Source organism: Thalassotalea sp. SU-HH00458 (genome assembly GCF_040362795.1).
Classification (GTDB): domain Bacteria; phylum Pseudomonadota; class Gammaproteobacteria; order Enterobacterales; family Alteromonadaceae; genus Thalassotalea_H; species Thalassotalea_H castellviae.
Genome location: NZ_BAABWW010000012.1, coordinates 17505 through 31570, shown reverse-complemented (window position 1 = coordinate 31570; position 14066 = coordinate 17505). Strand labels below are relative to the sequence as shown.

Genomic DNA, 14066 nt, shown 5'->3' with positions numbered 1-14066 from the left:
TATATACGGAGTTTAAAGTGCTGGTAATATCAACCAATAGACTTTCAAATGATAAATAAAATTTTAGATAAAGTTGGCTCAGGCGGGGTTTGGCTTGCAGCACTTAGTTGTACAGGGTGTTTCCCTGCACTCGGTTCATTAGCATCAGCGTTGGGGTTAGGTTTTCTTTCTCACTTTGAGGGGATTGCTGTAAATACCTTGTTACCTATATTTGCAACTCTGGCGCTACTAGTAAACTTATACAACTGGCACAAAAATAAAAGCCATACCAGAGCTGCCTTCAGCATTCTAGGGCCTGTAGCAGTGCTATTAACGCTTTATCCTCTTTGGCAATATGATTGGAGCACATACCTATTTTACTTTGGTATTTGCTTAATGGTCGTTATGTCAGTTTTGGATATAGTAAAACCAGTAAGGGAGCAAACATGCAACGTATAGAGCTAAAGTCGACTATTACATGTCCAGAATGTGGGTATAGTAAAATAGAAGAAATGCCGACAAACGCTTGTCAGTGGTATTATGAATGTGAATCGTGCAAAGTTTTGTTAAAACCATTAAAGGGTGACTGCTGTGTTTATTGTTCGTATGGAACGGTAAAGTGTCCACCCATTCAAGAAGGACAAAATTGTTGCACGAACTAGCGGATGTGATTGTTTAATTTGTGCTAACCATTGTGACTATTGTGACTATTGTGACTATTCAAGGGCAGCTTCACGCCTGAGCTGCACTTAATTTCTGAAAAGCTAATGTCGGCTTATGGCTAACTGCTGCCATTAAAAAATTAAAGGTCAATGTCCGCTTATCGCTGATAAGTGCTATCTCAATTTCAATAAACCAACGCCCGTTATACGAACACAAGGGATTGTCAGAATTGATTAGTCAACCAACTTTTCGTATCGGCTATATTAAAGGCTCTGCTGCCATAACCGAAGTTCAGCAAGTCATTCGGTATATATTCATCGAACTTTTCGATATTTTTTTCTACGACTGAAGCTGCTAAATCTGACTCACTCGGTAGAGACTCCGCATTTAATTTGGACAATAATCGTTTTACCTCTTCCACATTGGATTTTTCAACTTCAATCACACCACCAAATGCCCCTACTTCAAAACCATTTTTGTTCAACAGCGCCACCAAAGTATTAATAACTTTGTCGCCCATCCAAGTAAATATACATGTGGTTTTACCTTGCTGTACGACACAAATGTTAGCTAGGTTAGCTTGTTGGAAATAGTTAACCGCCTCTTCGAACATCACTTTAGCCTGAGGATCTATAAAATCGACTTTATGCTCACCAATTGAAATTCTATAGTCTCCTTCTGATAGGATTTGAAACATTTCTTGTCTTACGCGGTTATGAATAGACATGCCTTCTCCCCCAAACTTTGGTGGTTTTCCGCCTTTGGTTTTCTCGACGTAAATAGTCTTCTTATCTGTATCAACATCTACGACTTTCCATCTACGTCCGCTAAATACAATATGTTGGCCTTCCAATACCAAAGAGTCTATTGGCAATGTTCCTAGAGTTTTGTTTCCGACTATAATTCGATATTCTTCTGGCGTTTTGAATACGGCATAGAACGAATAATGATCTACTAAGCGTTCACCTTTAATACCTAATACAAGTTCACCGCTAGAGATCTGTGTTAATAATTCTTGGCTTCCCATATGTTGTAACAAAGATTTGAATTGCGAAGCCGTTGTATGCTGAAAAGGGCCATTCTTACAAAGGAGTTCAAATAGTTGATCTGCTCTAACTCCTCCCCATTGGGCTACTAAAGCTAGTACTTGATGAAGCAAAGTAGAGAAATGCATTAATTGATTATCAGCAGGTTCAAACCACTTGTTGCTTATTAATAATCTAATCATTGCTAAGGACTGAATTAGCTCTAATCGCAGGCAATCAACGATACTGGAGTTTTCAGTTAATTCATTTTCAGCTATCAACATACGCAGAACTGCTGGAGAACCTCGTCTACCTGAGCGCCCCATTCTTTGTCTTAAGCTTGAAACTGAATGCGGTGCTGCCACCTGTACGACTGAGTTGACCTTTCCAATATCTATACCCAATTCAAGTGTCATGGTGCAAATCGCAGTTGTTGGAAGAGTTTCTTTTTGAAGACGAGCCTCTAGCTCCTCTCTACTTTCTTTAGCCAGTGATCCGTGATGAGGAAAAAATTCATTAGGTACGAGCTGTTGCTCACAAAAGTCACTAAGCTGTACCGCGATACTTTCCGTTCGCTTTCTGCTATTTGCAAATACTAAATGTGAGTCTCCCCTGCACAGTTCAAATAGCTTTTGGCAAATTTGGTATTCGGCTGGGTAACGTTGGTCATCTTCTTCAGTAATTATTGGCTCTACATATCCGTGGACTTTGATGCTGAGTTGAGATTTATGCTTTTCATCAGTAATCAATTCACATGGCAACGTTTCATTCGGGCGAAGCAATGCAGGAACTTTCTCCAACTCACCTAACGTAGCACTTAGGGCCACTCTTGGCACCGGATTGCTATATCTTCCCAATAAGTGTTCTACTCTATTTAAGAGAGATAACAGCTGATGGCCCCTTTCAGAACCAATAAAAGCATGAAATTCATCTATGACAATATACTTTAGATTATTGAAAGCACTTTTAACCCACTTAGGATCTCTAATTAATAAAGACTCTAAAGACTCTGGTGTTATTAATAAAACGCCTCTCGGGTCCTTTTTAGCTTTATTCTTTAGCGATTGTGGGCTATCCCCATGCCAAGGAACTACTGGCATATCTAGCAAGTCGCAAAGACTCTCAAGTCGCCTGTATTGATCGTTAATTAGCGCTTTTAAAGGGCTAATATACAAAATGCCAAAACCATCAATGTCATCAGCAATTGCACTACAAGCAGGTAAAAAGAATGCTTCTGTTTTACCAGCTGCTGTAGAAGCACTGATCAGAACATCAGATTTACCCGCGAGAATAGGCGGAATAGACTTCTTTTGGATCTCCCTTAAATCAGGCCAACCTTGTTTGAAAAGCCACTTCTGTACTCTGTGATCAAGTAATTTGTACGGTTCAATCATAAAGAAAAGTTAGCCAAGTCATCTGATTTAGCATCACTCTCATCATGAAACTCAATATCTAGATCACTTGGTTTTTCGTCTTCTACTGTTAACTTCTTAACCAATTCAGACCACTGGATATTTGGGTTTTGATCCATTACTGCTAGCATATCTAGAAACGCTTTAATGGTATTTCTTGGTGTTCTAAAATAAGCGTCACCAATAGTCTGACTGCAATGATGCAAGAATGACTTAAGTGCATCATTAGGTACAAGGTACTTTTCAACTTCGCCACTTGCATACACATGGCGTAAATTCTTAAGGAGAATATAAAGTTCTTCTGGTGTTAAGCTGGCTAAATGAAGCGCTGGGGACGAGTAATCGATAACACCCGCTTTTTGAGCAAATGTGTTTTCAGCTAAACGTGATTGCAAAGCCTCGTAACTATACAAGCCCTTTCTAGGATCTAACAAAAATTCCGGTGTCCCGCCCAACAAAAAACCCAAAGACTCGGCACTTCCTTGTAGACAATCGTTCAGTATTCTTAATATTTGTTCATAATTTGACGTACGAGCCTGTGTGCTATTCAATTTATACAAGTTAACCATTTCATCAAGATTAACAAGTAGTCCTTCATACCCAGCTTGACGCACGAATAGGCTCATAAGTTTAAGTGAGTCATAAAAAGTTGCATCTGAAATTATGGTTCTAACACCTAGGTCTTTTTTAGCATCTGTTTTTGTAGAATACTCAGCTCTTAACCACCGAATTGCATTAACTTTAAGCTGCTCGTCATCATGCTCATGACCTTTCCAGTATGCTTCTATCACTTTGGCAAAATCGTAACCACCTACCAGTTCAGATAGCAAAGCCAATCTAGTATGAATTACATTTGAAACTTTATCTTGTTTCGCATCAGCTTCTTTTACCGTTTCTGTAATAAACTTTTCAACAACACTGGTAAGTGCATTACCATCAGGTTTGTTACGAGTTGAAAGGTTCCGCATTAATTCAGAATAGAGGTTTCTAGCTTGTCCTGCCGATGCATGGATTCGTCTGTCGGGTGATAAGTCAGCATTTACTGTTACCAACTTTTTCTCTAGAGCAATTGAACGTACAACGCTTAAAAAAAACGTTTTCCCTGAACCATATTCACCAATAATTAGCCTAAAGGCTGAGCCACCATCACAAATTTTTTCGATGTCGCTATAAAGTGCTTCTAATTCTTTTGAGCGGCCAACTTGAATATGTTGGATGCCGATTTTAGGAGTGACCCCAGATTTCAACGATTGAATTATTGCATCTCGTTCTTTTGACCTAATACGCTTAGAAACCATTTTATTATCCCTTTAACTCTTCGACTATTTCCAAATCTACATATATATCATCGTCATCATCTAGTACGGGAGCTTCAACCGTTTCATATGACCAATCGTTAATTGTTTCTATAGCTCCATCAACCATAAGGTCAAGTTTACGACATAACTCAATTACATCATTTCTAGCCCATACCTCTTTTGTTACAAGCTCTTGATAGAGACTACTATGCTTGCTATCAAGCCCTGACTTGGATTGATCTGGAGCAGATTCGACGAAAACATTGTCTTCAGCCATAGGTTCATCTTCAACAAATATTGAACCTAACATACTCTGTACATCACTTGTTTCAGATTCATGTAAAGCCAATAGTTCTTCATCAAGTGCAAAAGCATCAACTTCACTTTGTTTTGATTCTTTTTGAATTGTGCCTAAAGACTTTTTAGACGAAATATTATGAATATCACTCGTAACAAGTGATTTATCTAAACCCAAAGCAGTGTAGAGTTTTTCTAGCTGTTTTATCTCGGTAGGATCAATCTTTCCATCTGCCAAAGCGACAGTAACCAAAATATGGCTGACTAAAGATTTAGCTTTTTCATCCAACTTCTCAAGCCTAGCTTTCAAACCGTTCATATTTGATGGTGTATTTAGTCGCCAAGTAACATAGGCTTTAAGTGACTTTTTCTCTGTTGGCGAAAGTTTTGTATCATGTTCTATGAGGCGGTGCAGTACTGTTAATTCATGTTCATCTATATGAGAATCAATTGTCGCTACCATAGCGCCAAGTCTAAGTGCCATTGCAACTTCGTTAAACGACTTGGATGGTTCAAAGTAATCTCCATGGCCTTCAACAAATAAAACCAAATTTCCATCGAGTGCAGGTTTGGCCTTGTGATAACGAGGATCAGGAGCAAAACCAAACCCTGACTTACCAGTAAGATTTTGGATTAATTCCATTTCTTTTTTGTTCAACTTTTCTGGAAGACTTTCACCTGTCATTTTCCAAAATTCAGTTAAAGATACTAAGCCAGAATTCTGTTGAATTGCATTGTTTGCCCAAGTTCGGAAACTAGTTATAGCTGATGAAGAACTACTACTAATTAATTTTTCAGGCAATAAAAGCAATGCTGCAATGTCATCGCTAGATGTGTCTTTTTTCCCAATATAGCGACTGTATTGCTCAAGTTCTTCTGTACAAATATCTGCGATGGCTATTAATTTTTTAGTTGGGCCTTTCAGCATACTTGGATCTGGGAGGTCTTCTTGATTTATTTCTACACTATTTAACGTGCTACTGGCGGGCCTGTAACTGATATTCAGCTTTGTTTTGTTAGGCTTAACAATAATGCCATCGCCATATTTTTCTTCATATCTAGTTTTAAACAGTGCTGTAAACTCTTTTGTGCACCTTCTCGCAGGAGTTCTAAACTTATATTCTGGATAAAATTTAATCCAAGATAAAGCTAGTTGTGAGGAAATTGATTGGCCTGAAGCAACAACTTTAGATAATTCAAACTTAAACAGCAGTGAGTCATTTGCGAAGGAAAAGCTTTCAACATCAATTTTGCAAACATCAGGGCGTTGCAGACACATGAACTCAATTAATCGAGTCGCATAATTGAAAAATGATCTACTCTCACTGTAAACCCCTTTCAATCGGCCTACTTCTTCAAACAGTCCTAAATATTCACTATCTGAAACCTGCTTATTGTTTGCATCATGAATGACTCGACGTTCAATTCCATAAAAATAAATAAAAACGTAACCAATTGGTGTATCCGGGTGATTTCTCTCACTTGCTAACCAATTTAAATATGCCCCTCTCGCTTGTGGTGAAAGTGAAATAAACTTAGGCCAATAAGCGAGGCTTTGATCTGTATAGAAAAAATCTGATGGAGTAATCTTGAGCGAGTCATCTACGAGCGATGCTTCCGTCTCCTGATAACCATAACCATTATCAAGGGCTTTTAACTTGCCGCCATAGTATAAGTTTCCGCGAATCTGAACCCCATTCACATTGATAGAAGCACTGCTGGATATCCATTTCCCGGGAGTGTTGTTTTTACTCTTTTCTTCTTCATGACCATAAGATATCGTAAAAGTCGCGAGTTCATTCTCATCGTCTTCATCGTCTGAATAGCGGCTAAAATTACTCGTTTGATTTTCTTTCTGGACTCTACTGGTTGCTTTGATTACAGGTTTTGATTGTGGCTTTGAACTACCAAATACTTTGTATAGAACATAACAAACAGCGATAAAGATGAGTAATTCCATGTAATTCCCTTTATTCTTACAGTTGAAACAGAGAAAACAGATTACCACTTAAATACCTGTTTTCACAACAACTACACATTTTGCTTGGGTCGTTCAAATATTGATTTTCATACTTATCCTGAATAAGAAAACCTGACAATATTTTACACTTACTCCTCTTCAAATTGTCGTAAAGGTTTACCTAGGATTTCATAGTCATCCACTGAGTAGTAGCCACCTTGGGTATCGCTAAATTCAATTCTTGTGACTTTCCAATTTTCTCCATCAAAAACTTCCACTACGTCGCCACTAGTGAACTGCACTCCATCGCATTCAAATCTTCCTAGTTCATTTAGATAACAACAATTCATGGTATACCCTCCTATTCAAAGCTTAGCTAATACTGTTTTTATTCCTGACTTGTACGATGGAGACATTGGCTTGATTCTCTCTAGAATCGCGTTTCTCTCTTCATTACTTTTGTAATCATCTCGAACAGGACGATAACCAGATCCATTGTCAGTGATTAATTCCTTAACGATGTCTTTTACGTTAAATTTAGATTTTTCATTAGCCATTTTATTTCTCCAGTTTTGTATATTGCTTGCGGATTGGTAAGTGTCGGTACAGCCAATTCTTGTCGTGTTTAAAAAGCCACAAGTAACTGGCGTTAAATTTGTTTTTGAGTTGATTACGTGTGTGATTTGGAAACATCTTCATTGCTTGAGACAACGATTTACGATGGGTCAACTGTTTCGTTCTAAGACGTAGAAACTTTCGTTGCTCAACTAGCTCTGGGTACTGAGTCAGTACTTGTTCGATGGCACCAACGCTTAAATCGAAGCCTTTAGCGATATCTTTTGTTGGAGTGCCCATCAAAAGTTTACGTAAAATTGCTCTACGGTCTTTCTCAAAAATCTTTGATGCACGGCTTTTTACTTTTTCGCCACCAGCAACAACCTTAGATTTAACGGCAGTAACACTCAGTTTTACTTGATTTGCTATATTACGAAGACTTTTCCCTTGTCTAAATAAATTCAAGATTAGCTTACTTTTTAAATTGTCTTTTGATGTCTCTCGAATTGGTTTATTTTCATTAAAGTGGGCCTCTAAATCATCATTTGCGCTTTGGTATTTTGATACAAATGACTCAGGCGTAGAGAAAAGGTATGCGATCAAAGCCAAGTGTTTAGCTGGATGAAAATGGCAATCATGATAGTTATAAAAAAGCTGACACGGATAAGGATATGTTTTGTTGGTCGAGAACAAATCCTGCCATCTCTTATGCTTCAATTCAGCAACATAATACGCATATAAATCTTCCCTTAAACATTTCTGCCTAACTCTAAGAGTGTTACATGCGAGTTCTTTATTAAATAGCGCAATACGGTAACAGTTCGATAACGTTGCGTAATCGAATGCTTCTATGTCTTTTTGAATAAGCGCCCAATGGCTAAAACTTGCAAAATGATTTGGAATTAATCCTGAATTATCTTTTAATTCATGGTGCCGTTGTGGTGGTAACGCTATTTCTCTTCTTGTGACTTTTATCCCATCTAACGGCCCACCATGAGTAGGACAAGTTATCATTCCGTACAACTGATGCTTCCTATGCCAATAGGTCACACCGTAATTGTTTAAATCTTCATTTATGCACTCAGGGCAATAGTACAGTCGATCTCCTTCTTTTACCCGGTTTGATATAATACCAAGCCACTTTTGAACAAACTCAACATCACCAGCAAGCAGTGTTTGTTTGACCAGCTCGTATTTATTCTCACTTAGAAATGGTTTGTAGTAGCCTAGGCTAGTGTGATTTTCTAAAAGCTCATTTCGCTTGAGGTTGAAGTTTTCTGAAACCCAAGGGATCAAGCTAGGAAATGATGTGTTTAACTGAAGGTTGTCGTTACCCCATAATGATTGCTGGGCAATACGGAATGAGGGATAGCCTGCCGCAATAACTTGTCGTGATAAAAAACTGCACAACGTTTCGTCGGGAAATAACTGGTCCCACGCAAAGCCTGTCATAGCAAAGCCTTCGATATTTCTTCTTTGCTACAAAAAGCCGCTAAAGCTGCAAAGTAGCATACGGGATGATAATTCCCATCTCGATACATCAAGTGAATTAGATTTAACGAGTAAGGGTTTGGCGGTCTATCACCTCTATAGTTCGCTAGACAAAAGTATGGTTTATACGCGCCATTATCTATCCAATTATTTAAATAGTCCTGAGCTTTCCGTAGTTGCGCTCGTTCTACCCTTGAAAGGTCTCTTTCTAACATTGGGCAATTTAGCGCACTGCGTAGAAGAGAGGCCACTGTAAATCGATGGCCCAGTCGTTTTGAAACCAATAATTTATTAGAAATATTCTCAAGCCATTGTTGCTCGTCGTTTAAGGAAATAAATGTAGGTTTAATTAATTCGTTGCAACGAGGGCAAGTATTTTCTTGAGGTGACAACTGCAATTTGGCTAAATTAGCAATGGTAAAACCACAATGGACACACAAGCCCGTAAGAGGAAATTGATGCTTTGCACACCTTAGCATCGATGGGATTTGATGTTGAGTATGCCAATATCGAAAGCCTTGTGTGTCGTAATCCTCTTCAATACACATATCACACCACCGCCAGTATTTTGAGTGGCTAATATTTGTAGTACCGTTAAAACTCAAAGCCTGCTCTAATTTCCCACTTTCAATTTCCACACAGGTTTCTCTATTCAAAAATTTAGCATCGAAATAATAAGGTGTATGCCACGTTAAAAGCTCTTTACGATGTAAAATTCCACCATAAAACGACCATAACTTGTCAAACTCTGGTCTCCACGCAGACTTAAGGTTTATCGGTTTGGTTCCTCCAAACAACGCTCTCATTGTGAGGTTTATATCTTTTGAAGTTAGATACATATAGTGATACCTAGCAAGCAAACTAAATACATGTTCTCCCGGTGCTGGGTTGGGAAAATAAGGTAGCATTTCACTAGTCATTTAAAATATCCCCACCACTAATGAAGTCGTCGTCATCGAAGTCCTGTTTCGGCTTACTTCCTTTAATTGTTGGTGCACGAAGCGATTTTTCACTCGTAGTACCACTGGCGCTACTAGATGACTTCTTTTGGTAGTCGCTATAATCAGGCCGCCCATCTGCCATCGTTGGTATTGCCTGTTCAAAAGCAACCAAATTATTATTGCGTAAATGTTTAAGTGCAGGTTCCCAGCGATGAAACTGCCTCTTAAACAAATCATCCAGAACCGTCTTATCATCAATACGGGCAACATTACGTTTGTCGTTAGCAGCGCGGATTATCATTTTCTTGATATGAAGCCTAGCAAGACGAGTAATTATCGATTGCAAGCCCCCAGTTAAGTAATGAAAGTACGCCTTAAACTCGTCACTAGGTGTTATTCCATTGATGCATATACCTTTTTGGTAAAAAGCGTCAAAAATTTTATCGAATTCCTTACTCCCTGCTTTATAGGGCTTAAAATTATCCTCTCTCTCGCTAATCATTCTTCTCAGCGTCTGTACTTTCGGCATTTCATTTGGTTCATCCTCTAAAGGATCAAAAAGCGCAGTCCCCTCTGGGGTACAACTCAAAAATACGGGAATGCCGAGCTTATTAAACAAGCTTTCTATAATCTGCAAATTAGGTGAGTTAGGTGATTTAATAAATTTTAAGAAAAACTGAAGTTCATCAAAGTGAATAAGTCCAATATGGTATTTTGTCGCTAGTTGTTGCATTAATCCATAAAGGTGTTCAACACCAATACGGTCTCTATTTTGATATTTTGGTGCGTATTTAGGCTCGCCCAACGCAGTATCTAACGCTCGAAAAAAAGAAAGGGCTAGCGCTTTTGGTGACGCAGTTGCTGGACAATCAAAGCTCAACCATACTATTTGTGCCCTATTAAACGGCTTACCTTGATACTCGATATGATCAATTACTTGAGGAATTAATGATAATACATTTCGAATAGTTAATGTTTTTCCAACTCCTGAGACGCCAGAAATAAGACTAGATTGAGCTGTTGTCATACCGGGAAGGTTTGATAGAACAGGCAAATACTCTTCCTTCTTCACCTTTTCTGCTATCGCCATCGTCAATCTGTTCTGGTTAGCTGAAAATGGATTTCTACGCTTATAGTTACATAGAATTTGTTCCATAAACTCATAGTATAAAAAAGGTACTAGTTTTGAGTGTGGTATAAATATATCTAACAGCTTACTTAGCTGCGTTTTTTTATAAAAGTTACTCAATTGCCAAAAGTTAGACTGCATAACAGGAATATGTGTTAGGCGCTCTAAAACGATATTTTCATTCTCAAGAACCTGTAATGAAGCAGTTAGAGGGTTACCATTTAACTCTAGATCGTCATGATCTTGATAATTAGCGTCGAGCCTCTTTGGTTCAAACTTCTCAAACGTCATAGTCATCCTCATCGATACTTTCATTAGTTAAAAACTCTCTAATTCCACCGCTAAATTGCTCAGCTATTTTGAATGCTGCGTTTAGTTTATCGATGTCACCTTGTTCAGCTCTGCGCTCTCGTACACCTTTCTGTGGGGCCTTGGTTGTCGTTACTAATGCACCTTCAATTTGCTTAAGGTTTAGTTCTCTTAGGTCATCTACATCAGAATCTTTTTTGAGTTTTTCTATACGCTGCTGTAACTTAAGATTGTGGCGTAACAAGCCCTCCTGTTTTAGTCGATGTTCAACCACCTCCCAAGGCAAGTTATTAAATCGGTGGGGTTTATTAGTAGATGATTTAAGGAAAAACAAAACATACTCACCACCCGTTGTCTGATAAATAATGAAGGAGGCTGAAGCCCATGTGCGCCTAAACGTTGTTTTGAAAGCCCCTTCAAGTTTAGCTTTGGTATACCAGTTGGCTTGTTTGGCATAGTCTGAGTGATAAGGAACACCTTTAAAGTAAACACCATCTCCTCTAACAGTTACTTCTATTTCAGCCATGAACGGCCAAACATAATCAGGCATTCGCTCAGGAGTTGTTGGTCTACCACCATTCATTTCTTCATTGATATTCGATCTCCAAATATCCAATGGCGTAATCCCGTGAAGTTCTGATGCCATTCTAAAATCATGTAATTCAAGTCTGTCTGCATTATTATTGTGATATTTGATTTCAAGAATTATGGCGGCATAAAGCGAATCTATATCCCACAATGACTCATTGCTAGGATGTATATCTTCGCGCTTAAAATCTCTGACAGAACCTGCTTCATAGTTAACCACCTCATTAGCAATGACCCCAAACTTACGTTCAACAATCCCCTTGCAATCCCCTCTAAAAACCGCGACATAGTTAACAGTCTCAATGCCGACCACGCTACTTTTTAGTAGCCCAGACATGTGACCTAGTGAATATTCAACGCCATTATCAACTGTTATCTCATAACAAATATGGTGACACGGCCAATCATCTTCCTTCAATTCAACGCCATACCTAGCAGCAAAATCTACTTTATTCGAGAAGGCGTTGATCATAGCTTCCGATGCTCCAATCCAGTCGGGACCATGAAAACCAATATACATACCAACAACAACAGTCGTATAAACATCAATAACGAAGTATAAGACTGGTCTCCCCATAGAAAACCGCCCAGTCGTGTCGTAGGGGTAACGAACATAAATATCTAAAACAGTGGCATCTATTTCATAACGAAAAGTAGGTCCAATTACTCCGTCACGTGAGATACCTTGCCTATCGGCAATATCTTTCTCATAAGCTATATTGCCGTGCCAGTTTTTGAGTTTGTCTTTCAGTGAAAGAGTTTTACGGAAATGGAAGGCCAACTGTGATTCAGATAGTGAATCCTTTTCATCAACAGTCGATACTAATTTGCGAGTGCCATGCGGGGTTTCGATAAGTTCAACTATCTTTTCGAAAAGCTTACGATAGCCCAATGTAAAATTTGTAGGTGTTAGTTTAATCCCTTGTTTCTTCAAAGTTTTAATCGTAGTTAAAAATTTCGCCTCATCTTGCTTAACTACACCACGAGACTTGGATACTGATTGTGAGTTATCGGCTTTGCCGCATCCTCTTTTAATGTTGTCAGGGCCATGCTCCTCAGGCCAAAAATAATTACTTCCTACATTTTTAAGGTTTACAGGCAGTAACGCATTTTTAGTACAGCCCCAAGCAATAAATCGGTTTAATATATTGTAATATGCACCTTCCGTTTTAAACGGGCCTCCTGCATTGATTATTTCTTGTATTTGAATAGCAATGCTGTCTCCGAAAAGGTAAATATTTAAGATACTAGAAGAAACTAACGTTTCGACAGCTTTATACCGAGCATCACGTTTATCTAGCCACTTTTGTTTTTTTTCTCTAATTAAGCGAGCATCGGTATATCCCATCTCTACAGGTAATTTATATTCTTCGACTTCGTAACCTTCTTTATCGATTAACCCATAAAGCTCATCAAATCTATAAACCATTGGCCTTCGGGCGTTGGCATTTTGTGTCGCCCACGCCATATCAGCTACCGAGGCTAGAGAGCGCTCGACATTTATCGCACAAACTCGTTTCGACACACCATGAGATTTGTTGAAAATATGCATATTCACATGGATCATGTCAGTACCTTCAACGGTTCACGAAGTAAAATTTGCTTCGTTAAATCAAGTTTTAACACTCGATCTAATGCGACTTTCTTAAACACAGTTTGACTGCGTTTAATATCAAGCGATATTGCATTTCCAGCATTAGTAATGTGATCGATCGTCGGCAAGAATTTATTTGAATACCATGAATCGTAAAAGGCTTGTGTAAATTCTAATTTTTCGGTGTCACAAACTTTAGCTCTGGCTTCTGTTGCGAACCAATCTAGATTCCAACAGATCTTCTTAGTGGCTTCTCGTTCCGATATAAGAAATAGCTTTACGCCCCTGCGCTTCCAATAAAGTTTTTCAATTTCTATCTTTTGCCAAACTCGATAATGCGCCTTTTTAAGTACACCATTATCGTCATGTCGCCATAGCTGATTCCAATACTTAAAATTGTATGCACGCCTTACCAATTCACCCGTTTCAAATGAAACATGCTCAGTATAAAAATCTGTAGACATCACATGCGCAGCTTTAGTTTTGTAATCGCCCGAATGCAGATATCCAAGTTCATTTGCGATATCCAATGTCTCATTAATATCTAAGGGAAACTGTTCTTCTATTTTTAACGTATCGGGTCTCCAAATAAGTATCTTATAAGCTCGTTTTTCACCATCACTTAGAAGATGTATAGTTCGATTCTGTTTTAGACACTTGTGCAGATGTCTGCGGCCCACTTTGTTGACTTGTGTAACCTTAACCCAAGGGTGATGTTCCCCTAACCGATCAAGCTCAGCATTCCATTTATCAATGCTTTTTATGATCTCTTTGGTAATGATTCGTTGTTTCATCAACTCACCCCCAAAAACTAATAGAAATGGT

Annotated in this window: 12 protein-coding genes; 2 read left to right on the top strand and 10 right to left on the bottom strand. The window is 38.6% G+C overall.

Annotation, left to right across the window (positions count from 1 at the left end):
* The first annotated feature begins 48 nt into the window (after positions 1 to 48).
* Positions 49 to 438, top strand: coding sequence for an organomercurial transporter MerC (merC, locus tag ABXH06_RS16160; RefSeq protein WP_058405786.1), 390 nt, complete (start codon positions 49 to 51; stop codon positions 436 to 438).
* Positions 426 to 641, top strand: coding sequence for a GDCCVxC domain-containing (seleno)protein (locus ABXH06_RS16155; protein ID WP_353518860.1), 216 nt, complete (start codon positions 426 to 428; stop codon positions 639 to 641). The genes merC and ABXH06_RS16155 overlap by 13 nt, the downstream gene beginning before the upstream one ends.
* Before the next feature lie 224 nt (positions 642 to 865).
* Here ABXH06_RS16155 and ABXH06_RS16150 read toward each other — a convergent pair whose 3' ends face one another.
* The 10 genes from ABXH06_RS16150 to ABXH06_RS16105 form a co-directional block, all read right to left on the bottom strand.
* Positions 866 to 3061 (bottom strand): DEAD/DEAH box helicase, encoded by a 2196-nt coding sequence (locus ABXH06_RS16150; protein WP_353518859.1) that lies wholly within the window; start codon positions 3059 to 3061, stop codon positions 866 to 868.
* Positions 3058 to 4377 carry an ATP-binding protein gene (locus ABXH06_RS16145; RefSeq protein WP_353518858.1) on the bottom strand — a complete coding sequence of 440 codons (1320 nt, stop codon included), beginning with the start codon at positions 4375 to 4377 and terminating at the stop codon, positions 3058 to 3060. The genes ABXH06_RS16150 and ABXH06_RS16145 overlap by 4 nt, the downstream gene beginning before the upstream one ends.
* Before the next feature lie 4 nt (positions 4378 to 4381).
* A complete protein-coding gene (locus tag ABXH06_RS16140) occupies positions 4382 to 6634 on the bottom strand; it encodes a tellurite resistance TerB family protein (RefSeq protein WP_353518857.1) in 2253 nt (750 codons plus the stop codon).
* 149 nt (positions 6635 to 6783) lie between these two features.
* Entirely contained in the window at positions 6784 to 6984 is a 201-nt protein-coding gene (locus ABXH06_RS16135; protein WP_353518856.1) for a DUF5348 domain-containing protein, read from the bottom strand.
* 15 nt (positions 6985 to 6999) lie between these two features.
* A complete protein-coding gene (locus tag ABXH06_RS16130) occupies positions 7000 to 7191 on the bottom strand; it encodes a hypothetical protein (protein WP_353518855.1) in 192 nt (63 codons plus the stop codon).
* 1 nt (position 7192) lies between these two features.
* Positions 7193 to 8641: a TnsD family Tn7-like transposition protein gene (locus tag ABXH06_RS16125; protein ID WP_353518854.1), complete on the bottom strand. Its 1449-nt coding sequence runs from the start codon at positions 8639 to 8641 to the stop codon at positions 7193 to 7195.
* Positions 8638 to 9588 (bottom strand): TniQ family protein, encoded by a 951-nt coding sequence (locus ABXH06_RS16120; RefSeq protein ID WP_353518923.1) that lies wholly within the window; start codon positions 9586 to 9588, stop codon positions 8638 to 8640. The genes ABXH06_RS16125 and ABXH06_RS16120 overlap by 4 nt, the downstream gene beginning before the upstream one ends.
* Before the next feature lie 4 nt (positions 9589 to 9592).
* The gene (locus tag ABXH06_RS16115) at positions 9593 to 11041 is read right to left on the bottom strand and encodes an ATP-binding protein (RefSeq protein WP_353518853.1); all 1449 of its coding nucleotides are present in this window, start codon (positions 11039 to 11041) and stop codon (positions 9593 to 9595) included.
* The gene (locus ABXH06_RS16110) at positions 11031 to 13214 is read right to left on the bottom strand and encodes a TnsB C-terminal domain-containing protein (RefSeq protein ID WP_353518852.1); all 2184 of its coding nucleotides are present in this window, start codon (positions 13212 to 13214) and stop codon (positions 11031 to 11033) included. The genes ABXH06_RS16115 and ABXH06_RS16110 overlap by 11 nt, the downstream gene beginning before the upstream one ends.
* The gene (locus ABXH06_RS16105) at positions 13211 to 14035 is read right to left on the bottom strand and encodes a TnsA endonuclease N-terminal domain-containing protein (protein WP_353518851.1); all 825 of its coding nucleotides are present in this window, start codon (positions 14033 to 14035) and stop codon (positions 13211 to 13213) included. The genes ABXH06_RS16110 and ABXH06_RS16105 overlap by 4 nt, the downstream gene beginning before the upstream one ends.
* Positions 14036 to 14066: the final 31 nt, after the last annotated feature.

Excerpts from the sequence above, each read along its gene's own strand:
- merC (WP_058405786.1), top strand. The coding sequence starts at position 49 with ATGATAAATAAAATTTTAGATAAAGTTGGCTCAGGCGGGGTTTGGCTT.
- ABXH06_RS16155 (WP_353518860.1), top strand. The coding sequence starts at position 426 with ATGCAACGTATAGAGCTAAAGTCGACTATTACATGTCCAGAATGTGGG.
- ABXH06_RS16150 (WP_353518859.1), bottom strand. The coding sequence starts at position 3,061 with ATGATTGAACCGTACAAATTACTTGATCACAGAGTACAGAAGTGGCTT.
- ABXH06_RS16145 (WP_353518858.1), bottom strand. The coding sequence starts at position 4,377 with ATGGTTTCTAAGCGTATTAGGTCAAAAGAACGAGATGCAATAATTCAA.
- ABXH06_RS16140 (WP_353518857.1), bottom strand. The coding sequence starts at position 6,634 with ATGGAATTACTCATCTTTATCGCTGTTTGTTATGTTCTATACAAAGTA.
- ABXH06_RS16135 (WP_353518856.1), bottom strand. The coding sequence starts at position 6,984 with ATGAATTGTTGTTATCTAAATGAACTAGGAAGATTTGAATGCGATGGA.
- ABXH06_RS16130 (WP_353518855.1), bottom strand. The coding sequence starts at position 7,191 with ATGGCTAATGAAAAATCTAAATTTAACGTAAAAGACATCGTTAAGGAA.
- ABXH06_RS16125 (WP_353518854.1), bottom strand. The coding sequence starts at position 8,641 with ATGACAGGCTTTGCGTGGGACCAGTTATTTCCCGACGAAACGTTGTGC.
- ABXH06_RS16120 (WP_353518923.1), bottom strand. The coding sequence starts at position 9,588 with ATGCTACCTTATTTTCCCAACCCAGCACCGGGAGAACATGTATTTAGT.
- ABXH06_RS16115 (WP_353518853.1), bottom strand. The coding sequence starts at position 11,041 with ATGACGTTTGAGAAGTTTGAACCAAAGAGGCTCGACGCTAATTATCAA.
- ABXH06_RS16110 (WP_353518852.1), bottom strand. The coding sequence starts at position 13,214 with ATGATCCATGTGAATATGCATATTTTCAACAAATCTCATGGTGTGTCG.
- ABXH06_RS16105 (WP_353518851.1), bottom strand. The coding sequence starts at position 14,035 with ATGAAACAACGAATCATTACCAAAGAGATCATAAAAAGCATTGATAAA.